The sequence below is a fragment of the Campylobacter sp. RKI_CA19_01121 genome, assembly GCF_025771295.1.
Classification (GTDB): Bacteria; Campylobacterota; Campylobacteria; order Campylobacterales; family Campylobacteraceae; genus Campylobacter_D.
Map to the genome: position 1 here is coordinate 131,213 of NZ_JAKMQA010000002.1, position 22,860 is coordinate 154,072.

19 protein-coding genes and 5 tRNA genes are annotated in these 22,860 nt (G+C 31.6%); 23 read left to right on the forward strand and 1 reads right to left on the reverse strand.

Features of this window, described 5'->3' with window-relative positions; genetic code table 11:
* Positions 1-23 precede the first annotated feature (23 nt).
* The 5 genes from L8T90_RS01640 to L8T90_RS01660 all read left to right on the forward strand — a co-directional run bounded on the left by L8T90_RS01640 (position 24) and on the right by L8T90_RS01660 (position 6,544).
* On the forward strand, positions 24-2,423 hold the full coding sequence (locus tag L8T90_RS01640) for a molybdopterin guanine dinucleotide-containing S/N-oxide reductase (protein WP_263736526.1): 2,400 nt from the start codon (positions 24-26) through the stop codon (positions 2,421-2,423).
* 2 nt (positions 2,424-2,425) lie between these two features.
* A complete protein-coding gene (locus tag L8T90_RS01645) occupies positions 2,426-2,959 on the forward strand; it encodes a hypothetical protein (protein ID WP_263708571.1) in 534 nt (177 codons plus the stop codon).
* A gap of 6 nt (positions 2,960-2,965) precedes the next feature.
* The gene (locus L8T90_RS01650) at positions 2,966-4,123 is read left to right on the forward strand and encodes a hypothetical protein (protein WP_263706652.1); all 1,158 of its coding nucleotides are present in this window, start codon (positions 2,966-2,968) and stop codon (positions 4,121-4,123) included.
* Positions 4,120-4,860 (forward strand): Tfp pilus assembly protein FimT/FimU, encoded by a 741-nt coding sequence (locus L8T90_RS01655; protein WP_263736527.1) that lies wholly within the window; start codon positions 4,120-4,122, stop codon positions 4,858-4,860. The genes L8T90_RS01650 and L8T90_RS01655 overlap by 4 nt, the downstream gene beginning before the upstream one ends.
* A gap of 400 nt (positions 4,861-5,260) precedes the next feature.
* The gene (locus tag L8T90_RS01660) at positions 5,261-6,544 is read left to right on the forward strand and encodes a major outer membrane protein (RefSeq protein WP_263728258.1); all 1,284 of its coding nucleotides are present in this window, start codon (positions 5,261-5,263) and stop codon (positions 6,542-6,544) included.
* 23 nt (positions 6,545-6,567) lie between these two features.
* On the opposite strand, the gene L8T90_RS01665 is transcribed toward L8T90_RS01660, so the two are convergent.
* Entirely contained in the window at positions 6,568-7,308 is a 741-nt protein-coding gene (locus tag L8T90_RS01665) for a YaaA family protein (protein ID WP_263736528.1), read from the reverse strand.
* A 91-nt stretch (positions 7,309-7,399) separates the two neighbouring features.
* Between L8T90_RS01665 and L8T90_RS01670 the strand changes: the two genes are divergently transcribed.
* The 18 genes from L8T90_RS01670 to rpsG all read left to right on the forward strand — a co-directional run bounded on the left by L8T90_RS01670 (position 7,400) and on the right by rpsG (position 22,849).
* Positions 7,400-7,475: transfer RNA gene (locus L8T90_RS01670), tRNA-Thr, on the forward strand.
* 47 nt (positions 7,476-7,522) lie between these two features.
* Positions 7,523-7,608: transfer RNA gene (locus tag L8T90_RS01675), tRNA-Tyr, on the forward strand.
* Positions 7,609-7,615: 7 nt separating this feature from the next.
* Positions 7,616-7,692: transfer RNA gene (locus L8T90_RS01680), tRNA-Gly, on the forward strand.
* Between the two features lie 105 nt (positions 7,693-7,797).
* A tRNA-Thr gene (locus L8T90_RS01685) sits at positions 7,798-7,872 on the forward strand.
* Between the two features lie 65 nt (positions 7,873-7,937).
* Complete coding sequence (gene tuf / locus L8T90_RS01690; RefSeq protein ID WP_039668122.1) at positions 7,938-9,137, forward strand: elongation factor Tu; 1,200 nt, start codon at positions 7,938-7,940, stop codon at positions 9,135-9,137.
* A gap of 39 nt (positions 9,138-9,176) precedes the next feature.
* Positions 9,177-9,335 carry a 50S ribosomal protein L33 gene (gene rpmG / locus L8T90_RS01695; protein ID WP_012661178.1) on the forward strand — a complete coding sequence of 53 codons (159 nt, stop codon included), beginning with the start codon at positions 9,177-9,179 and terminating at the stop codon, positions 9,333-9,335.
* A gap of 21 nt (positions 9,336-9,356) precedes the next feature.
* Positions 9,357-9,432 (forward strand) — tRNA-Trp (locus L8T90_RS01700).
* 16 nt (positions 9,433-9,448) lie between these two features.
* Positions 9,449-9,631 carry a preprotein translocase subunit SecE gene (gene secE, locus L8T90_RS01705; RefSeq protein WP_012661179.1) on the forward strand — a complete coding sequence of 61 codons (183 nt, stop codon included), beginning with the start codon at positions 9,449-9,451 and terminating at the stop codon, positions 9,629-9,631.
* Positions 9,632-9,635: 4 nt separating this feature from the next.
* The gene (gene nusG / locus L8T90_RS01710) at positions 9,636-10,166 is read left to right on the forward strand and encodes a transcription termination/antitermination protein NusG (RefSeq protein ID WP_012661180.1); all 531 of its coding nucleotides are present in this window, start codon (positions 9,636-9,638) and stop codon (positions 10,164-10,166) included.
* Between the two features lie 27 nt (positions 10,167-10,193).
* Positions 10,194-10,619, forward strand: a complete 426-nt coding sequence (gene rplK / locus L8T90_RS01715) for a 50S ribosomal protein L11 (RefSeq protein WP_012661181.1) — start codon at positions 10,194-10,196, stop codon at positions 10,617-10,619.
* A gap of 63 nt (positions 10,620-10,682) precedes the next feature.
* A complete protein-coding gene (gene rplA / locus L8T90_RS01720) occupies positions 10,683-11,384 on the forward strand; it encodes a 50S ribosomal protein L1 (RefSeq protein ID WP_039617747.1) in 702 nt (233 codons plus the stop codon).
* Between the two features lie 154 nt (positions 11,385-11,538).
* Complete coding sequence (gene rplJ, locus L8T90_RS01725) at positions 11,539-12,018, forward strand: 50S ribosomal protein L10 (RefSeq protein WP_012661183.1); 480 nt, start codon at positions 11,539-11,541, stop codon at positions 12,016-12,018.
* A 19-nt stretch (positions 12,019-12,037) separates the two neighbouring features.
* Positions 12,038-12,415 (forward strand): 50S ribosomal protein L7/L12, encoded by a 378-nt coding sequence (gene rplL, locus L8T90_RS01730; protein ID WP_012661184.1) that lies wholly within the window; start codon positions 12,038-12,040, stop codon positions 12,413-12,415.
* A gap of 95 nt (positions 12,416-12,510) precedes the next feature.
* The gene (gene rpoB / locus L8T90_RS01735; protein ID WP_263683249.1) at positions 12,511-16,644 is read left to right on the forward strand and encodes a DNA-directed RNA polymerase subunit beta; all 4,134 of its coding nucleotides are present in this window, start codon (positions 12,511-12,513) and stop codon (positions 16,642-16,644) included.
* On the forward strand, positions 16,637-21,190 hold the full coding sequence (gene rpoC / locus L8T90_RS01740) for a DNA-directed RNA polymerase subunit beta' (RefSeq protein ID WP_263736529.1): 4,554 nt from the start codon (positions 16,637-16,639) through the stop codon (positions 21,188-21,190). The genes rpoB and rpoC overlap by 8 nt, the downstream gene beginning before the upstream one ends.
* Before the next feature lie 42 nt (positions 21,191-21,232).
* Positions 21,233-21,865: a CatA-like O-acetyltransferase gene (locus tag L8T90_RS01745; RefSeq protein ID WP_263736530.1), complete on the forward strand. Its 633-nt coding sequence runs from the start codon at positions 21,233-21,235 to the stop codon at positions 21,863-21,865.
* Positions 21,866-21,927: 62 nt separating this feature from the next.
* Positions 21,928-22,311 (forward strand): 30S ribosomal protein S12, encoded by a 384-nt coding sequence (rpsL, locus tag L8T90_RS01750; RefSeq protein ID WP_012661187.1) that lies wholly within the window; start codon positions 21,928-21,930, stop codon positions 22,309-22,311.
* Between the two features lie 67 nt (positions 22,312-22,378).
* Positions 22,379-22,849, forward strand: a complete 471-nt coding sequence (gene rpsG / locus L8T90_RS01755; RefSeq protein ID WP_012661188.1) for a 30S ribosomal protein S7 — start codon at positions 22,379-22,381, stop codon at positions 22,847-22,849.
* Positions 22,850-22,860: the final 11 nt, after the last annotated feature.

Below are 22,860 nucleotides of genomic sequence, written 5' to 3' on the forward strand. Positions count from 1 at the left end.
ATTTTGTTAAGAAAGGATGTCTTATGAGTTTAACAAGAAGAAAATTTCTAAAAGGACTTGCTGCTACTTCAGCGATTGCTTCGGTTAATCCTTTAATAGCCGCAAGTGAGGGAACTAAATTTTATGATACTAAAAAAATTCCTCACGCTACTCACTTTGGTGCTTTTTGGGCTGAAGTAAATTCAGAAGGAAAACTTGTAAAAGTTACACCACAACAATCTGACAAACATCCTTCTATTATCACTGATGCTATCATTGATAGAACTTATTCAGATACTAGGGTAAAATATCCTTGTGTTAGAAAAAGTTTCTTAGAAGGTAAAAAAAGACCTAAATTAAGAGGTAAAGAACCTTTTGTAAGAGTAAGCTGGGAAAAAGCTTTAGAGCTTGTATTGCAAAAATTAAAAGAAACTCCTATTGAAAATTTATTTAATGCAAGTTATGGTGCTTGGGGGCATGTAGGTTTATTGCACAATTGTAACTCAGTAGCAGGAAGATTTTTTAATACAGCTTTAGGTGGTCACATCGGCACTGATGGAGAGTATAGTAATGGAGCTGCTGGTAAGGTTAATGCTAGTATAGTAGGGGATTTAGAAGTTTATTCTTTACAAACTTCTCATGAGGTTATTTTAGAAAATACCCAAGTTTATGTTTTATGGGGAGCTGATCTTTATAAATGTAATCAAATTGACTTTAAAGTTGCAAATCGTGGTAATGATGAGTATTATAAAAAATACAGCAAATCAAATATCAAATTTATTAGTATTGATCCTCAATACACTCAAACAGCAGAGATTTTAAATGCTCAGTGGATTAAAATTCGTCCAAATACCGATGTAGCTTTAATGCTTGGTATGATGAATTATTTATATAAAAGTGGAAAATATGATAAAAAATTTATTGAAAAATACACTGATGGTTTTGACAAATTCTTACCTTATTTACTTGGAAAAACTGATGGTATTGATAAAACTCCAGCTTGGGCCGCAAATATTACCGGTGTTGAAGAAAAAGTTATTACCGCATTAGCAGATACTTTTGTAAAAAATAGAACTTTCTTAGCAGGTAACTGGGCTATGCAAAGAGCACACCATGGTGAACAAGCTGATTGGACTTTAATGGTTTTAGCTTCAATGATAGGTCAAGTGGGTTTACCTGGTGGTGGATTTGGTTTTTCAATGCACTATTCAGGTGGCGGACAAGCATTTTCAGGTGTAAGATTACCAGTAGGTTTACCGCAAGGTAAAAATAATCTTGATACTAATATTCCTGCAAGTAGAATTTCAGAAGCAATATTAAATCCAGGCAAAACAGTTAAGTTTAAAGGTAAAGAGATTACCTATCCAAAAATCAAACTTATGTATGTAGTAGGTGCTTCTGTATTGGGTCATCATCCGGACACAAATGAGCTTATCAAAGCTTTAAGAACTCTTGATACGCTAATTGTACATGAGCCTTGGTGGACGCCTATGGCAAAAATGGCTGATATTGTATTGCCTTCAACTACAACTTTAGAAAGAGATGATATTAGTTTTGGTGGTTCTTATTCTCAAGATTATGTTTATGCTATGAAAAAAGTAATTGAGCCTTATTTTGAAAGTAGAAATGATTATGATATTTTTGAAGAATTAGCAAAAAGAATAGGTGAAAGAGAGCATAAAAAATTCACCGGAAATAAAACAAAAGAGCAGTGGCTTGAAGGTTTTTATGGCAGAAGTGATTGTCCTTATTATATGGAATTTGCTGATTTTTGGAAACAAGGATTTATTCATTTTGAAGCTCCAAAAGAAGCTTATAATTTCGTAAGACACTCTGAATTTAGAGCTGATCCTGTGGCAAATAAACTTGCAACAGAAAGTGGAAAAATTCAAATTTATTCACCAAAATTTGAAAAATATAATTTAGAAGATTTTAAAGCACATCCAACTTGGTTTGAACCAGCTGAGTGGTTAGGTAATGAAAAATTAGTTAAAAAATATCCTTTCCATTTGTTAAGCCCGCATCCAAGATATAGAGTGCATTCTCAGCTTGATAATACTTGGGTAAGAGATTTGTATAAAATTCAAGGTAGAGAGCCTGTGGTGATTAATACAAATGATGCTAAAAAACTTGGTATTACACACGGAGAAGTTGTAGAAGTATATAATGATCGTGGATCGCTTTTAGCAGGGGCTTTTGTAACAGATAATATCATGGAAGGGGTTATTAGTATCCAAGAGGGTGCTTGGTATGACCCTGAAGATGCAAGCGATAGTAAGCCAAGATGTAATGCAGGTCATGTAAATGTTTTAACAAGCTCAAGACCAACTTCAACTATGGCTCAAGCAACTAGCGTTAATACTTGTCTAGTGGGTATTAAAAAGCTAAAAGAAGTTATAAAACCTTATAACTCAACTACACCACCAGAAATTATAGGAGCTTAATAATGAAGAAGATTATATTAGCATTGACTTTTTTAGCTAGTGCTTTATTTGCTAAAGATATGTTTATTTTTAATGAAAAAGTAGATCTTTTAGATAGTGCTAGTAAAAAAGTGGTAGGGCAAATTTATGAAGGCTCTAAAGTAGAGCTTATAAAAGAAGAGGGTGAATATTCTTTGATTAAAGTTAAAGGCGAGGTTGTGGAGACAAATCCAAAAAGCCTTGCTTATACTAAAGATGGAATTTATCTTTTACTTACTTTAAATGCTAAAAATGCAAGCAATGAAATGGAATTTTTAGTTAAAAGTAAAGATTTAACCGATCAAGAAATTCTTGCTTGGGATGAGATAGAATTAACTTATTATGATACTTGTACAAGTTGTCACGCAGCGCATAAACCAAAAGAACATTTAATGGAAGAATGGGATGCATACTTATCTGCTATGCAAGGTTTTGCAAAAATTACTGATGCAGAAAAAGATAGAATTTTAAGATTTTTACAATCTCATGCAAGTAATGGTCCTGTAAAACTTGACTAATCAAAAATGAAAAGGTATTTGTTAGCCGTTTTATTTTTTGATTTTTGTGCTTTATTGTATGGCATAAGCACTTTATCTATAAGTTACAATGAAGCACAAATTTATTTTTATGATCATAGCTTAATTGCTATGATTGCTAAATTTGGCACTACTCTTTTTGGTCAAAATGACTTTGGGTTAAGACTACCTTTTGTTTTATTGCATTCTTTAAGCTGTATTTTATTATACATTTTAGCTTTAAGATACACCAAAACTTCTTTTGATGCTTTTATTTCTGTTGTGCTTTTTATATTGCTCCCTGGTAGTGTAGCTAGTGCTTTACTTATTAATGAATCAAGCATTGTAATATTTTTTACGCTTTTAATTTTAGTATTATTTGAATATAAGAAAATATTTTTATTTTATATTTTATTGGTTTTAGTTCTTTTTGTAGATGGAAATTTTGCAATTTTATACTTATCTTTTTTCTTTTTTGCTATTTATAAAAAAGATAAATTACTTATTATATGTTCTTTGATTTTATTTGCTATCGCAATGAGTGTTTATGGGTTTGATGCAAGTGGAAAGCCTAAGGGGTATTTTTTGGATACTTTGGGTATTTTTGCAGCTTGTTTTTCGCCTTTGATTTTTCTTTATTTTTTTTATGTTGTTTATAGAATTCTTTTACAAGATGATAAGCCACTTTTATGGTTTATTAGTGCAAGTACTTTTGTTTTTTGTTTAATTTTTTCTATAAGACAAAGACTTTTTTTAGAAGATTTTTTACCTTTTTGTGTGGTTTGTACGCCTTTGTTGATTCGTTATTTAATGTCTTCTTATCGTTCAAGAATGCCACAATTGCGCCTAAAACATAAAATTTTTATAGAATGTTCTTTGGTATTTTTATTATTTTTTTATCTTGGTATTGTTTTTAATCAAAGTTTTTATTATTTATTAAAAGATCCCAAAAGACATTTTGCCTATGATTATCACATAGCTAAAGAATTAGCTCTAAATTTAAAACAACACAATCTCACACATATTGCTACACAAGATAAAGAACTAGCCTTAAGACTTAAATTTTATGGTATTTCTAAGGGTAAACTAGAGCTTCATTCTAGTAAAAAAGCTAGTAAAATCTATGTTAGTTTAGGTAAGCATAAAGTATATTATTTTATAAAATGAAACAAGCTTTTACTTTAATAGAACTGGTTTTTGTTTGTATAATATTATCCTTATTATTTTCTATGGCTTATGTTTATTATAAACCTGATTATTTGCGCTTGGGAGCTGAGCAAGTTTTAAATGATATTAAATACACAAGACATTTAGCTTTAATGCAAAATGATTTTAGAGTTAAAGAATTTAATATTGCTAAACGAGAGTGGTTTAAGGCTAAATGGCAGCTGTATTTTATACGCTCAAAATCTGCCACTAATAATGAACAAACCTATACCATTTTTTTAGATAAAAACGGCGATGGTAATGCAAACATAGGTAAAAATATGATCAATAAAGACAGAGAAATAGCTGTTGATCTTATCAATCCAGATATATTAATGAACTCAGGTCAAAGTGGAGTGATAAATCAAAATGATTTCAAAGCAAATTTAAAATACAATATAGAAAAAACTTATGGTATATCTAAAGTTTTATTTGAAGGTGCATGTAAAGGAAGTACGCGTTTGGTTTTTGATGATTATGGTCGTTTATATACGCCTTTAAAAAATGCTACACGTGCTTATGATAAACTTGCTTCTTTTAATAATGATTGCATTATAAGATTATCTAATAATCAAAATGAGCATATATGCATTATTATAAATCCCATTAGTGGCTATGCTTATATCCCTAAATTTTCTTCAAATAAATCACAAAATATTATACTTAATAATAAAAACACCTACTGTCAAGCCTTATAAGATATATTGATGTTGTATCACCCTGCCCAGTTTCCATACATTAACTATCAAAGAGCATAATTACATCTGTAAAAGCAAACATTCATAGATAACTCCTTAGTTTTTAAAGATCTAGTTTTTTACTAGATCTTTAAAGATATATAGTTTTAAATATGAATGAGATTATTTATAAAATATAAAATTAGGAATAAAATTAAATTATAATTTTAAAGATTTAACTTAAATATAGTTTGATTATCTAAACTATAATCATTATATACTAATAATTATAGTATAACAACACGCTATAACTTCAAATATATATCCCAATAAATACATATTTTTGTTTACTTTAAGAATTCTCATATAAAACTATGATATAATACAAGCCATAGTTTTAATTTTAATAAGGAGAATTCTCATGAAACTAGTTAAACTTAGTTTAGTAGCAGCTTTAGCTGCAGGTGCTTTTTCAGCAGCTAACGCTGTTTCACTTGAAGAAGCTATAAAAGATGTTGATGTATCAGGTATGTTCAGATACAGATTTGAATCTGATAGAAAAGACATTGGTAACACAATTGAAGATGGTTACAACAACTCTAAAGAAAATAAACACAGATTTAAATCTCAATTAAACTTCAAAGCAGCTTTAGATGATAATTTCAAAGCTTTTGTTCAATTCCAATACAGCACAAATGAAGCTGGTTTTGGAACAGGCAATGGAACAAACACTCATGATACTTTCGCTGTGCAACAAGCTTACTTAGAATATACAAATGAAGCTTATGCTACAAATGTAACTTTCGGTAAAATGGAAGTTGGTTCAATTTGGACTGATGATTTAGTAGGAACAGGAGCTAAAGTTCTTAACAATTCTATCGAAGGTTTAACTTTTGCAGGTTACTGGTTTGATAGCTTTAATGCTGAAGATGATGGTGATACTGCTATTACTACTGCAGATAGTAACAAAAACTATCCAACAGATAAAGACAATGGAGGAGTTCCTGGTGCTGCATCAAAAGGGCTTAATATAGCTAAATCTTCATTATATGGTGCTGCTGTATTGGGTGATTTTGATCCATTTGCTTTCCAAATTTGGGCTGCTTATGCTAATAACTGGGCTTTCTTATATGCAGTAGATGCTAGCTATAAATTTGCATTCAATGATGCTAACTTCAAAATCCAAGCTCAATACTTGGGAAATAGCTTAGATAGTGATAAAAAAGACTACTATGGAAAAGATACTTTAGATGATGGCAATTTCTATGCTGCTCAAATCCAAGCAAATATTTCTGCTTTTGATTTCCAAGCAGGTATAGTTGGTTATGGTGAAAAAGACAAAGGTAGTGTAGTTACATTAGAAGATAAAGGTAGAATAATCGCTCCAGGTGAGCAAATTTTCTATTCTAATGGTAGTAAATTAACTGGAGATACTGGTGAAAACTTCTTCTATTTTGCAGGTTTAGGTTATACTTTTGCTGAAACTGTAAGAGTAGGATTTGACTATATCGGTGGTTCTACTGAATATGGTAGAGGTATAGCTGATACAGATAAAAACGAATACATTGCAAGAGTATCTTATGCTTATAGTCCAAAACTTACATTTAGTGGATTCTATTCTTATTTAACTGAAGATTTCAATACAAAAGATGTAAGTGACCATGATGATCAATTCATCAGACTTGAAGCTCTATACAAATTCTAATTATAAAAGCTAAGCCAAAAGGCTTAGCTTACTATATCTAAGATTATCTCTTCTTTTAATCCTTGTATTTTAATTTCTTTTATTTTTAAATCATTAGGTAGATTTTCTAGTAAAGCTTCTTTGCTATGTATGTTTTTACTTGCTAGTATTCTTAATATTTTACCCCTATAAGCCTTTGCAAAGTGACTTAAAGTTTTGGAATTTTTTAAAAAAGTGAGGGTAATAAAGGGTTGTTTAATGGTGTAAAATTTTTCATAAAATTTGGCTCTAAGATCGATTATTAATTTATTTTCTAAAAAATCATCAAGTTCACTGGAAAAATTTTCTTTATAAAATTTTTCTATATTAAAATCTTTGATTTTCTCTCCTTGTTTTAATTTATAATAAGGTATTAAATCTTTTGCTAAAATAGGACCAAAAAGATTTGAAAATATTAATACATTTTCATCTATATATTTTTTAGAAATTTCACCCAAACTCTCATAATCTAAATATTCAAAAGCAACACCATTGTATCTTTGAATTGCTTTAGTTGTATCTTTTTTTAATATATCATGACTAAGATTATATAATTCATCTTTGTCTTTGATACCAAAAAATTTTTCAAGAACATTTTCATCACATTCTTTAATAAATTTTTTGTATTTAGCAATTACTTCAAGTCTTTTATCGTATAGCTTGTTAAATATGAATGATTTTTCATTTAAACAACTATGTGTATTTATTTTACTTTTTCCCTCACTAGGTGAAAATAAAATTTTCATAATTAATCCTTTATTTTTTAAAAATTATACAAAATTATTTAAAACACTTGACATTAATTCAAAATTACATTATAATTCAACTTTATTTTTTGCTGGTTTAGCTCAGTTGGTAGAGCAGCTGCCTTGTAAGCAGCAGGTCGGGGGTTCAAGTCCCTTAACCAGCTCCATTGTTAATAGCAGTGTTTGACCAGAAATAAAAAGCATTATTATTCATGGTGAGTTACTCAAGTGGCCAACGAGGGCAGACTGTAAATCTGCTGGCTTTCGCCTTCCGTGGTTCGAATCCACGACTCACCACCATTGCTTTGCGGGAGTAGCTCAGTTGGCTAGAGCATCAGCCTTCCAAGCTGAGGGTCGCGGGTTCGAGTCCCGTTTCCCGCTCCAACCTGATTTTGGTAGAGTGAAACTGGGAGCTGTTTTTAAATTCAGAATTTCTAGCAGTTTCAAATTTCCAAAATTTTATAGTTTATGTTTTTAATTTTTCTGAGCGCTCGTATGGCTCAGAGGTAGAGCACTCCCTTGGTAAGGGAGAGGTCGCGGGTTCAAGTCCCGCTATGAGCTCCATTGATTTCAAAAGATTATAAAACATAAATTAGTATTTGTTTGTAAATTTTATATGGAGGAAAAAGATGGCTAAAGAAAAATTTTCACGTAATAAGCCTCACGTAAATATTGGTACTATTGGTCACGTTGACCACGGTAAAACTACTTTAACAGCTGCTATCTCTGCTGTTCTTTCAAGAAGAGGTTTGGCTGAGCTTAAAGATTATGATAATATCGATAACGCTCCTGAAGAAAAAGAGCGTGGTATTACTATTGCTACTTCTCACATTGAGTATGAAACAGAAAATCGTCACTATGCTCACGTAGACTGCCCAGGTCACGCTGACTATGTTAAAAACATGATTACTGGTGCTGCTCAAATGGATGGTGCTATTCTTGTTGTTTCTGCTGCAGATGGTCCAATGCCGCAAACTAGAGAGCACATCTTACTTTCTCGTCAAGTAGGTGTACCATATATTGTTGTTTTCATGAACAAAGCTGATATGGTTGATGATGCTGAGTTATTAGAATTAGTTGAAATGGAAATTAGAGAGTTATTAAGCTCTTATGATTTCCCAGGAGATGATACTCCAATTATTTCAGGTTCGGCTTTACAAGCTCTTGAAGAAGCAAAAGCTGGACAAGATGGTGAATGGTCTAAAAAAATCTTAGATCTTATGGCAGCAGTTGATGAGTATATTCCAACTCCAGCTCGTGATACAGATAAAGATTTCTTAATGCCTATCGAAGATGTATTCTCAATTTCAGGTCGTGGTACAGTTGTTACTGGTAGAATTGAAAAAGGTATTGTTAAAGTTGGTGATACTATTGAAATCGTTGGTATTAGAGAAACACAAAGCACTACAGTAACTGGTGTTGAAATGTTTAGAAAAGAAATGGATCAAGGTGAAGCAGGAGATAACGTTGGTGTTCTTCTTCGTGGAACTAAAAAAGAAGATGTTCTTCGTGGTATGGTTCTTGCTAAACCTAAATCAATCACTCCTCATACTGATTTTGAAGCAGAAGTTTATATTTTAAATAAAGATGAAGGTGGACGCCATACTCCATTCTTTAATAACTATAGACCACAATTTTATGTAAGAACAACTGATGTTACTGGTTCTATCCAACTTGCAGAAGGCGTTGAAATGGTTATGCCAGGCGATAATGTTAGAATTACTGTAAGTCTTATTGCGCCAGTTGCACTTGAAGAAGGTACTCGTTTTGCTATCCGTGAAGGTGGCCGTACTGTTGGTTCAGGTGTTGTTTCTAAAATTATTAAATAATTATAAGCGAGATTTAATCTCGCTTTTTAAGGAATAAAAATGAGAATTAAAGTTGGTTTAAAATGTGAAGAGTGCGGTGATATTAATTATAGCACTTTTAAAAATAGTAAAAATACAACTGAAAAGTTAGAATTAAAAAAATATTGCCCAAGATTGAAAAAACATACAATTCATAAAGAAGTTAAATTAAAAAGTTAAGGCTTTTATAAAAAAGCCCTTAGGGCAATAGCTCCAACGGTAGAGCGCCGGATTCCAAATCCGATGGTTGGGGGTTCGAATCCCTCTTGCCCTGCCACAAAATAAGGTAAAATATGGAAAAACTAATAACTTATTTTAAATTGTCAAAAGCTGAATTAGGAAAAGTAATTTGGCCTTTGAAAGAGCAAGTTAGAAATGCTTATATTACAGTTTTTGTAGTTGTTACTGTTGTTTCATTATTTTTAGCATTAGTTGATTTGATTATGTCATTTTCATTATCTAAGATTATAGGATAGAAAAATGAATCATAAATGGTATGCAATTCAAACTTATGCAGGTAGTGAGATGGCTGTAAAAAGAGCCATAGAAAATTTAGTTAGAGATCATGGAATTCAAGAGCAATTATTAGAAGTAATTGTTCCAACTGAAGATGTGATTGAATTTAAAAATGGTAAAGAAAAAATAAGCGAAAGAAGTTTATATTCAGGCTATGTATTTGCTAATATAGACTTATCAACAGAGCTTTGGCACAAAATTCAGTCTTTACCAAAGGTTGGTCGTTTTATAGGTGAAAGTAAAAAACCAACTCCATTAAGTGAAAAAGATATCAATCTTATTTTAGAAAAGGTGAAAAATAAAGCAGCACCTAAGCCTAAAATTTCATTTGATAAAGAAGAAAGTGTAAGAATAACTGAAGGTCCTTTTGCAAACTTTGTTGGTATTGTAGAGGAATATGATATGGTTAGAGGCGTTTTAAAGCTAAATGTTTCTATATTTGGTAGATCAACTCCAGTAGAAATCTTATACTCTCAAGTTGAAAAAATAGTTTGATTATATAGTAAGTAAAGGAGAAAGGTTATGGCTAAAAAAGTCGTAGGAGAAATTAAATTACAAATAGCTGCTACTAAGGCTAATCCATCACCTCCAGTTGGTCCTGCTTTAGGTCAACAAGGTGTTAATATTATGGAATTTTGTAAGGCATTTAATGAAAGAACAAAAGATATGGCTGGTTTTAATATTCCAGTTGTTATTACTGTTTATGCAGATAAAAGCTTTACATTTATAACAAAACAACCACCAGCTACTGATTTAATTAAAAAAGCTGCAGGTATTTCTAAAGGTGCGGATAATCCTTTAAAAAATAAAGTAGGTAAATTAACTAAAGCACAAGTTTTAGAAATTGTAGATAAAAAAATCGCTGATATGAATACAAAAGATAGAGAGCAAGCTGCTAAAATTATCATGGGTTCTGCTCGTTCTATGGGTGTTGAAATCGTAGATTAATACTCTTTACCGCCAAGAGTTTAAAAAGGCGGTAGCACTTTATATAAAATGCGGAGAAAATTGATGTCTAAAAATACTAAAAGATTTACAGAATTATTAAAAAAAATAGATTCAAATAAAAACTATTTAATGGATGAGGCAATAAGCACAGTAAAAACTCTTGCTTCTGCTAAATTTGATGAAACAGTTGAAATTGCTTTAAAATTAAATGTTGATCCAAGACATGCAGATCAAATGGTAAGAGGTAGTGTTGTTTTACCTTGCGGTACAGGTAAAAAAGTTCGTGTTGCTGTTATTGCAAAAGATGCAAAAGCTGATGAAGCGAAAAATGCAGGTGCTGATATAGTTGGTAGCGATGATTTAGTAGAAGAAATTCAAAAAGGTAATATGAATTTTGATGTTTTAATTGCTACACCAAATTTAATGGGTCTAGTAGGTAAAGTAGGTCGTATTTTAGGACCTAAAGGTTTGATGCCAAATCCTAAAACAGGTACAGTAACAATGGATGTTGCTCAAGCTGTTAATAATGCTAAAAATGGACAAGTTAATTTCCGTGTTGATAAACAAGGAAACATCCATGCAGGTTTGGGTAAAGTTAGTTTTACTCAAGAACAATTAAAAGAAAATATGACAGCATTTGTAAAAGCTATTAATAAACATAAACCAGCTGCTGCAAAAGGAAGATATATTAAAAATGCTAGTCTTTCTTTGACTATGAGTCCTTCTCTTTCTCTTGATACTCAAGAATTGCTTGATACAAAATAAAATTAATGAGAGTTTTTCTCTCATTAATAAAAATTAGATAAGATAATAACTTTTATTTTATCTAATTTTTATCTTAGATTGGAGATAGCCGAGGTCTTAGGACTTAATTAGATTTTCTGCTCTGCTTGAAATCACCGGTCGGAAAGGAGTAAAGATGACTAAAAGCCAAAAAATTGAACTTGTTTCTAAGCTTGAAGAGGGTTTTAAGGCTAGTGAAGCTGTTGTAGTTTGTAATTACAAAGGTTTAAACACTAAAAAACTTGAAGAGTTAAGAAATAATGCGAGAGAAATGGATGTTAAAGTTCAAATTATTAAAAATACTTTAGCAAGTATTGCTCTTAAAAATGCCGGCAAAGATGGAATGGAACTTAAAGATACAAATATTTATCTTTGGGGTGAAGACCAATTAAATGTTTCAAAAGTTGCTGATAAATTTAGCGAAGCTAATCAAACATTTGAGATCAAAACCGCATTTATTGATGGTGAAGTTGCTTCAGTAGATAAAGTTAAAGCTTTAGCTAAAATGCCTTCTCGCAATGAATTACTTGCTATGCTTTTGCAAGTTTGGAATGCACCAATCACCAATTTTACAATTGGATTAAATGCATTAAAAGAAAAAAAAGAAGCTGAATAAAATTTAAAAAGGATAAAAAATGGCAATTACTAAAGAAGATGTATTAGAATTTATTTCTAACCTAAGCGTTCTTGAACTTTCAGAATTGGTAAAAGAATTTGAAGAAAAATTTGGTGTTTCTGCTGCTCCAGTTATGGTTGCAGGTGCTGCTGTTGCAGGTGCTGCTGGCGGTGCTGCTGAAGAAAAAACTGAATTTGACATTGTATTACAAGATGGTGGCGATAAAAAAATCAATGTAATTAAAGTTGTTCGTGCTTTAACTGGTCTTGGACTAAAAGAAGCAAAAGATGCTGTTGAACAAACTCCATCAGTTCTTAAAGAAGGTGTTAGCAAAGCTGAAGCTGAAGAAGCTAAAAAACAACTTGAAGAAGCTGGCGCTAAGGTTGAGCTTAAATAATTTTTTTGTTTTAAAAGAAAGGATTTTATATCCTTTCTTGTTTTCCTTTAATTAGGATTCTTTCTTTCAATACTTTTACCATGGGGTATAATAATATGTTAAATTCACAATCAGGAAATCGTTTAAGAATAGACTTCTCGAATGTTCCACAACAAATAGACATTCCAAATTTATTACAATTACAAAAGAAAAGTTTTGATTATTTTTTAAACATAGATGCTAAAAATTCAGAAAGTGGAATTGAAAAAGTATTTAAATCTATTTTTCCAATTCATGATCCACAAAATAGATTAAGTTTAGAATATGTAAGTAGTGAAGTAGGTAAACCTAAGTACACTATTAGAGAGTGTATGGAAAGAGGTTTGACTTATTCTGTAAATTTAAAAATGAAAATCCGTTTAACTTTACACGAAAAAGATGAAAAAACGGGTGAAAAAATTGGTATAAAAGATATTAAAGAACAAGAAATTTATATTAGAGAAATCCCTTTAATGACAGATAGAATTTCTTTCATAATTAACGGAGTTGAAAGGGTTGTAGTAAATCAACTTCATAGAAGTCCGGGTGTTATATTTAAAGAAGAAGAAAGTTCTACTGTTGCAAATAAATTAGTATATACAGCCCAAATCATACCAGATCGTGGTTCTTGGCTTTATTTTGAATATGATGCTAAAGATGTGCTTTATGTGCGTATTAATAAAAGAAGAAAAGTGCCTATTACAATTTTATTTAGAGCACTTGGTTATAAAAAACAAGACATTATAAAATTATTTTACCCTATACAAACTATTCATGTTAAAAAAGATAAATTCTTAACTGAATTTAATCCAAATGACTTTTTAGATAGAGTTGAGTATGATTTAAAAGATGAAAAAGGCAATGTAATTCATCAAGCTGGTAAAAGAATGACAAAGAAAAAGGCTGAACAGCTTGTAAAAGATGGGGTTAAATGGGTTGAATATCCAGTTGAAATTTTAACAAATAGGTATTTAGCTAATCCTATTATTAATAAAGAAACTGGTGAGGTTTTATTTGATTCTTTAACGCTATTAGATGAGGGAAAACTAGCAAAAATTAAAGAGGAAAAACAGTTTGATATTGCTAATGACTTAGCTAATGGAGTAGATGCTGCTATTATTAATTCTTTCATTCAAGATAATGAAACATTAAAATTGTTAAAACAAACTGAGAATATAGATGATGAGAATGATTTAGCAGCTATTAGAATTTATAAAGTAATGAGACCAGGCGAACCGGTAGTAAAAGATGCTGCAAAAGCTTTTGTGAATGATTTATTTTTTAATCCTGAAAGATATGATCTAACAAAAGTTGGTCGTATGAAAATGAATCATAAATTAGGCTTAGATACGCCTGAATATGTTACGGTTTTAACCAATGAAGATATAGTAAAAACTGCAAAATATTTAATTAAAGTAAAAAATGGTAGAGGTCATATTGATGATAGAGACCATTTAGGTAATCGTCGTATAAGATCAATTGGAGAACTTTTAGCAAATGAACTTCATGTAGGTCTTGCTAAAATGCAAAAATCAATCAGAGATAAATTTACGGCTTTAAATACAGATATTGATAAAGTAATGCCTTATGATTTGATTAATCCTAAGACAATTACTGTAACAATTATGGAATTTTTTACCGGCGGACAATTATCTCAATTTATGGATCAAACAAACCCATTGAGTGAAGTAACTCATAAACGTCGTTTATCAGCACTTGGTGAAGGTGGTTTAGTAAAAGAAAGAGCAGGTTTTGAAGTACGTGATGTTCATGCAACACATTATGGAAGAATTTGTCCTGTTGAAACTCCAGAAGGTCAAAACATCGGATTAATTAATACACTTTCAACTTATGCTAAAGTAAATGATCTAGGCTTTGTTGAAGCACCTTATAAGAAAGTAGAAAATGGAAAAGTAAGTAATGAAATTGTTTACTTGACTGCTACTCAAGAAGAGGGCTTGGTGATTGCAGCCGCTTCAACTAAAATTGATGAAAAAGGTAATATTGTTGAGGAATTTGTAGAAGCAAGACAAGATGGTGAAACAATCCTAGCAAGAAGAGAAGAAGTACATTTAATTGACCTTTGTTCAGGCATGATAGTAGGGGTTGCAGCGTCATTAATCCCATTCTTAGAGCATGATGATGCAAACAGAGCTTTAATGGGTTCAAACATGCAACGTCAAGCAGTGCCTTTACTAACCGCACAAGCACCTATAGTAGGTACTGGTATGGAAAAAATCATTGCTCGTGATGCTTGGGAGGCTATTAAAGCTAAAAGAGCAGGGATTGTAGAAAAAGTTGACAATAAAAATATTTTTATTTTGGGCGAAGATGAAAATGGTCCATTTATAGATCATTACAAAATGGAAAAAAATCTAAGAACAAATCAAAATACAACTTTTATTCAACACCCGATTGTGAAAAAAGGCGAATTTATTCAAGCAGGTCAAATCATTGCAGATGGCCCAAGTATGGATCAAGGAGAGCTTGCTATTGGTAAGAATGCCTTAATCGCATTTATGCCATGGCATGGGTATAACTATGAAGATGCTATTGTAATTAGTGAGAAAATTTTACGTGAAGATACTTTTACTAGTGTTCATATTTATGAAAAAGAAGTAGAGGCTAGAGAGCTTAAAGATGGTGTAGAAGAAATTACAAAAGATATTCCAAATGTAAAAGAAGAAGATTTAGCGCATCTTGATGAGAGTGGTATTGCAAAAATAGGAACTCATATAAAGCCTGGTATGATTTTGGTAGGTAAAGTTTCACCTAAGGGTGAAGTAAAACCTACACCTGAAGAAAGATTATTAAGAGCTATTTTTGGTGAAAAAGCTGGACATGTTGTAAATAAATCTTTATATGCAACCGCCTCATTAGAAGGTGTTGTTGTAGATGTAAAAATCTTTACTAAAAAAGGTTATGAAAAAGATGCACGTGCTATAAAAGCTTATGATGATGAAAAATTAAATCTTGAAAAAGAACATCATGATAGACTTTTAATGATGGATAGAGAAGAAACTTTAAGAGTATGTTCTTTACTTTCTAAATCAGCTTTAAATTCAGATGAAGAAATAAATGGTGTTAAATATAAAAAAGGCTCTAAAGTAGAAATTACAGAATTAGAAAAAATCAATCGTTTTGCGTTAAATTCTTTAGTTAAAGCTTATTCTAAAGAAGTACAAAAAGAATATGATGATTTAAAAAATCATTTCCAAAATGAGAAGAAAAAACTTAAAACAGAGCATGATGAAAAATTAGAAATTTTAGAAAAAGATGATATTTTACCAAGTGGGGTAGTAAAACTTGTTAAAGTATATATCGCGACTAAGAGAAAATTGAAAGTTGGGGATAAAATGGCAGGGCGCCATGGAAATAAAGGTATTGTGTCTAATATCGTTCCAGAAGTTGATATGCCATATTTACCTGATGGAAGACCTATTGATATAGCCTTAAATCCTCTAGGGGTTCCAAGTCGTATGAATATAGGACAAATTCTTGAAAGTCATTTGGGGATTGTTGGTATGAGACTAGGTGATCAAATTCAAGAAATTTTTGATAGAAAACAAAAAGATTTTGTAAAAGAATTACGTGAAAAAATTCTTGAAATTTGTAGTGTATCTAGACTTGAATTAGAAAAGAAATTTGTGCAAACTTTAAATGATGAACAGCTTATTTCTTATGCTAGAGATTGGGCTAAAGGAGTGAAATTTGCTACTCCTGTATTTGAAGGCGTAACGGTTGAAGAATTTGGCAAGCTTTTTGAAATGGCTAAAATAGCTATGGATGGAAAAAGCGAACTTTATGATGGAAGAACTGGCGAAAAAATGGCAGAGCGTGTGCATGTTGGATGTATGTATATGCTTAAATTACACCATTTAGTAGATGAAAAAGTTCACGCAAGAAGTACTGGACCTTATAGTCTTGTAACACAACAACCAGTTGGTGGTAAGGCTCTATTTGGTGGACAAAGATTTGGTGAGATGGAGGTTTGGGCTCTTGAAGCTTATGGAGCAGCTCATACTTTAAGGGAAATGTTAACCATAAAATCTGATGATGTTGAAGGTAGATTTAGTGCTTATAAAGCTTTAACAAAAGGTGAGAATGTTCCAGCAACAGGTATTCCAGAGACATTCTTTGTACTTACAAATGAATTAAAATCTCTTGCTTTAGATGTTGAGATTTTTGATAAGGATGAGAATAATGAGTAAATTTAAACCTATCGAAATAAAAGAAGATGGCAGACCTAGAGACTTTGAAGCTTTTCAATTAAGACTTGCAAGTCCTGAAAAAATCAAATCATGGTCTTATGGTGAAGTAAAAAAACCAGAAACAATTAATTATAGAACTTTAAAGCCTGAAAGAGACGGTCTTTTTTGCGCTAAAATTTTTGGACCAGTAAGAGATTATGAATGTCTTTGTGGTAAGTATAAAAAAATGCGTTTTAAAGGCATTAAGTGTGAAAAATGTGGTGTTGAAGTTACTAGTTCTAAAGTACGCCGCTCAAGAATGGGGCATATCGAGCTAGTTACACCAGTAGCACATATATGGTATGTAAATTCTTTGCCAAGTCGTATCGGTACTTTACTTGGCGTAAAGATGAAAGACTTAGAGCGCGTATTATATTATGAAGCATATATAGTAGAAAATCCAGGTGATGCATACTATGATAATGAAAATACTAAAAAAGTTGAATTTTGTGATGTATTAAATGAAGAGCAGTATTTAAATTTAATGCAACGCTATGAAAGTAGTGGATTTAAAGCTAGAATGGGTGGTGAAGTTGTTAGAGATTTACTAGCAAATTTAGATCTTGTTGAGCTTTTAAATAAATTAAAAGAAGATATTGCAGCAACTAATTCAGAAGCAAAGAAAAAAACTATCATCAAACGCTTAAAAGTGGTGGAAAATTTCTTAAATAGTAATTTAAATACTAATACAAATAGTGATGAAGTAGTTCCAAATCGTCCTGAGTGGATGATGATTACAAATTTACCTGTATTACCACCTGATTTAAGACCTTTGGTGGCTTTAGATGGTGGAAAATTTGCAGTTTCTGATGTGAATGATTTATATAGAAGAGTTATTAATAGAAATACACGTTTAAAAAGACTTATGGAGCTTGATGCACCTGAAATTATCATTAGAAATGAAAAAAGAATGCTTCAAGAAGCAGTCGATGCTTTATTTGATAATGGTAGAAGAGCAAATGCAGTTAAAGGTGCAAATAAACGTCCATTAAAATCTTTAAGTGAAATCATCAAAGGAAAACAAGGTCGTTTCAGACAAAATCTACTTGGTAAAAGAGTGGATTTTTCAGGTCGTAGTGTTATTGTTGTTGGGCCAAAACTTAGAATGGATCAATGCGGCTTGCCTAAAAAAATGGCTTTAGAATTATTTAAACCACATTTGTTAGCTAAGCTTGAAGAAAAAGGTTATGCAACTACTGTAAAACAAGCTAAAAAAATGATTGAAAATAAAACCAATGAAGTTTGGGAGTGTTTAGAAGAGGTTGTTAAAGGTCATCCTGTAATGCTTAATCGTGCACCAACCTTACATAAGCTTTCCATCCAAGCTTTCCATCCTGTGCTTGTAGAGGGTAAGGCAATTCAACTTCATCCATTGGTGTGTGCAGCATTTAATGCTGACTTTGACGGGGACCAAATGGCTGTACATGTACCTTTATCTCAAGAAGCAATAGCTGAGTGTAAAGTATTAATGCTTTCATCTATGAATATCTTGCTTCCAGCAAGTGGTCGTTCTGTGACTGTACCTTCTCAAGATATGGTTTTGGGGATTTATTATCTATCTTTAGAAAAAGATGGTGCTAAGGGTGAGCATAAAATTTGTACAGGTATTGAAGAGGTTATGATTGCTCTAGAAGCAAAATCTTTAGATATTCATGCAAGTATTAGAAGCGTAGTTGATGGAAGAAAAATCACAACAACTGCGGGAAGATTAATCATTAAGTCTATCTTACCTGATTTTGTTCCAGAGAATATGTGGAATAAAGTCATGAAGAAAAAAGATATTGCAGCTTTGGTTGATTATGTTTATAAAGAAGGTGGCCTTGAAGTAAGTGCTAGCTTTTTAGATAAATTAAAAGATCTTGGTTTTGAATATGCAACAAAAGCGGGTATTTCTATTTCAATTGCTGATATTATTGTGCCTGATCAAAAACAAAAAAGTATAGAAGAAGCTAAAAAACAAGTAAGAGAAATCCAAAATTCATATAATTTAGGTTTGATTACTTCAGGTGAAAGATATAACAAGATTATTGATATTTGGAAAAGCACTAATAATGTCTTATCAAAAGATATGATGGAGTTGATTAAAAAAGACAAAGAAGGATTTAACTCTATTTATATGATGGCAGATTCTGGTGCTAGGGGTTCAGCAGCTCAAATTTCGCAGCTTGCTGCGATGAGGGGTCTTATGGCTAAGCCTGATGGTTCTATTATTGAAACACCGATCATTTCGAACTTCCGTGAAGGACTAAACGTTCTTGAATATTTCATTTCAACTCACGGTGCTAGAAAAGGTCTTGCAGATACAGCATTAAAAACAGCAAATGCAGGTTATTTGACAAGAAAACTTATCGATGTGGCGCAAAATGTAAAAGTTACAATGGAAGATTGTGGTGCACATGAGGGTGTTGAGATTAATGAAATTACCGCAGATGGTGTTGTAATTGAAACCTTAGAAGAAAGAATTTTAGGAAGAGTTTTAGCTGAAAATATTATTGACTCTATTACTAATGAGATTTTATTCTCAGAAGGTACTTTAGTAGATGAGGAAAAAGCTAGAATTATTGTTGAAAGTGGAGTAAAGAGTGTAAGCATTAGAACTCCTATTACTTGTAAAGCTAAAAAAGGAGTTTGTTCTAAATGCTATGGTATTAATCTAGGTGAAGGAAAATTAGTTAAACCAGGTGAGGCTGTAGGTATTATATCTGCTCAATCAATCGGTGAGCCAGGAACACAGCTTACACTAAGAACTTTCCACAGTGGTGGTACTGCTAGTACAGATTTACAAGATCGTCAAGTGGTAGCACATAAAGAAGGTTTTGTAAGATTTTATAATCTTAATACCTATGAAGATAGACAAGGTAAAACTATAGTGGCTAATCACCGCAATGCTGCTATTTTACTTGTGGAGCCAAAAATCAAAGCTCCATTTAAAGGAACTATCCATATTGAGCATGCATATGAGGATGTGGTGGTTAGTGTTAAAGCAAAAAACAATGAAGCTAAATTTATATTAAGAAAGTATGACTTAGCAAAAGCTAATGAGCTTGCGGGTGTAAGTGGTAATATTGAAGGTAAATTATATATTCCATATAGCGATGGTGCTGAAGTAGCTGAAAATGAAAGTATTGTAGAAGTAATCAAAGAGGGTTGGAATATACCAAACCGTATCCCTTATGCGAGTGAATTGCTAGTAAAAGATGGTGATCCTATCACTCAAGATATTGTAGCTGGTGCAAAAGGTACCTTGAAGTTTTATATGCTTAAAGGGGATGGTTTAGATAGAATTAGAAATCTTAAAAAAGGTGATGTAGTTAAAGAAAAAGGTGTTTTTGTAGTTATTGCTGATGAAAATGATAGAGAAGCAAAAAGACACTATATACCAAGAGATTCTGTGATTGAATTTGATGATAGTACTTTTGTGGATAATCCTAAAACTATCATAGCAAAATCAAGCAAAGAAGATAAAACTATCATTGCTGAATGGGATGCATATAATAATACTGTAATTGCAGAAGTTGCAGGTGTAATTAACTTTGAAGATATTGAATCAGGCTATAGTGCTGATGAGCAAATTGATGAAGCAACTGGTAAAAGATCACTTGTTATTAATGAGTATTTACCAAGTGGAGTGCGTCCAGCGTTGTTGATTATAGGTGAAAACGATAAAGTGGTGCGTTATCAACTCGAACCAAAAACTGTTATTTATGTAAACGATGGCGATAAGGTTAAGCAAGCTGATATCTTAGCTAAAACACCAAAGGCAGCAGCTAAATCAAAAGATATTACTGGAGGTCTTCCAAGGGTATCTGAATTATTTGAAGCAAGAAAGCCAAAAAATACTGCTGTTGTGGCTGAAATTGACGGGGTTGTTAGATTTGATAAACCTTTAAGATCAAAGGAAAGAATCATTATCCAAGCAGAAGATGGAAGTAGTGCAGAATATTTAATTGATAAATCAAAACGCATTCAAGTAAGAGATGGTGAATTTATTCATGCGGGTGAAAAATTAACCGATGGGGTTATTTCAAGTCATGATGTGCTTAGAATTTTAGGCGAAAAAGCATTGCATTATTATCTTATTTCTGAAATTCAGCAAGTTTATCGTGGTCAAGGTGTTGTGATTTCTGATAAGCATATTGAAATTATCGTATCGCAAATGCTAAGACAAGTAAAAATTGTTGATAGTGGTCATACAAACTTTATTGTGGGTGATTTGGTTTCAAGAAGAAAATTCAGAGAAGAAAATGAAAGAATTTTAAGATATGGCGGTGAACCTGCTGTAGCTGAGCCTGTATTGCTTGGGGTTACAAGAGCAGCTATTGGAAGTGATAGTGTGATTTCGGCTGCTTCATTCCAAGAAACAACAAAAGTTTTAACAGAAGCAAGTATCGCAGGTAAATTTGACTATCTTGAAGATCTAAAAGAAAATGTAATCTTAGGTCGCATGATTCCTGTTGGTACAGGTCTTTATGGAGATCAAAATTTAAAACTTAAACAACAAAATTAATTTTCAATCCTAGCGATTTTGCTAGGATTTTTGGAGTGTATTATGTTCAAAGTGATTGATTTGGAAAAATATAAAAGAAAGGATCATTTTGAATTTTACACTCAAAATATTCCTTGCTCGTTTGAAATTACTGTTAAATTAGATATTAGTTCTTTTTATTATTTTATTAAAAACAATAATTATGAATTCTACCCTTGTTTTATCCACACTATTAGTAAAAGTATAAATGCTTTTGATAATTTTAAATTTAGTTTAGATCAAAACAAACAACTAATATGTTATGATATTATCCATCCTTCTTATACTATTTTTCATAAGGACTCTAAAACTTTTTCTGTTCTTTGGACTTTCTATAAAGAAAATTTAAATGATTTTTTATCTTTATATGAAGAGGATAAACGATTAATAAGAAACGATAAAAGTATGTTTTTAAAAGAGCCTATAGATAATCTTTTTAATATTTCTGCTATTCCTTGGGTGGCTTTTGAGAATTTTTCTTTACACTTGCCAAAAAAAGAGCAGTATTTCTTTCCTATTATAACAAGTGGAAAGATTATAAAAGAAAATAAAAAAATTCTCATTCCTTTTAGTATTAATATTAATCATGCCAGCAATGATGCTTATCACATTTATTTGTTTTTAGAAAAACTCCAAGAAAACCTTAATAGTTTATAATTTTATAAGTAAAATTTAGATACTATCCAAAGTTTATTATTTTATTAATGAAAGGAATTACTGTGCCAACCATAAATCAATTGGTTAGAAAAGAGCGCAAAAAAGTTTTAGAAAAATCTAAATCACCAGCGCTTAAAAATTGCCCACAAAGAAGGGGAGTTTGTACTAGGGTTTATACAACAACTCCTAAAAAACCAAACTCAGCGTTAAGAAAAGTTGCCAAAGTAAGACTTACAAGTGGCTTTGAAGTTATTAGTTATATCGGTGGTGAAGGTCACAACCTACAAGAACACAGCATCGTTTTAGTGCGTGGTGGTAGGGTAAAAGACTTACCAGGTGTTAAGTATCACATTGTTCGTGGTGCCTTAGATACTGCAGGTGTTGCAAAAAGAACTGTTTCTCGTTCTAAATATGGTGCAAAACGCCCTAAAGCAGCAGCTAAGTAATAAGATTGCAGACAAATCCGTTAGATTTGATTTTGTTTGAGTAAAATTATAAATTTGAAGGAAAATTATGAGAAGAAGAAAAGCTCCGGTAAGAGAAGTCTTGCCAGATCCGATTTATGGAAATAAAGTAATCACAAAATTCATTAATTCTTTAATGTATGATGGTAAAAAAAGCACAGCTACTACTATTATGTATGGTGCTTTAGAAGCTATCGATAAAAAAGGTGGAGAAAAAAAAGGTATAGAAATTTTTAATGATGCTATTGAAAATATTAAGCCTTTGTTAGAAGTTAAATCTCGTCGTGTTGGTGGTGCTACTTATCAAGTTCCAGTAGAAGTACGCCCAGCTAGACAACAAGCTTTAGCTATAAGATGGATTATTTCTTTTGCTAGAAAAAGAAGTGAAAGAACTATGATTGAAAAATTAGCAGCTGAATTATTAGACGCAGCTAACAGTAAAGGCGCTTCATTTAAGAAGAAAGAAGATACTTATAAAATGGCAGAAGCTAATAAAGCATTTGCTCATTATCGTTGGTAAGAGGAGTAAAA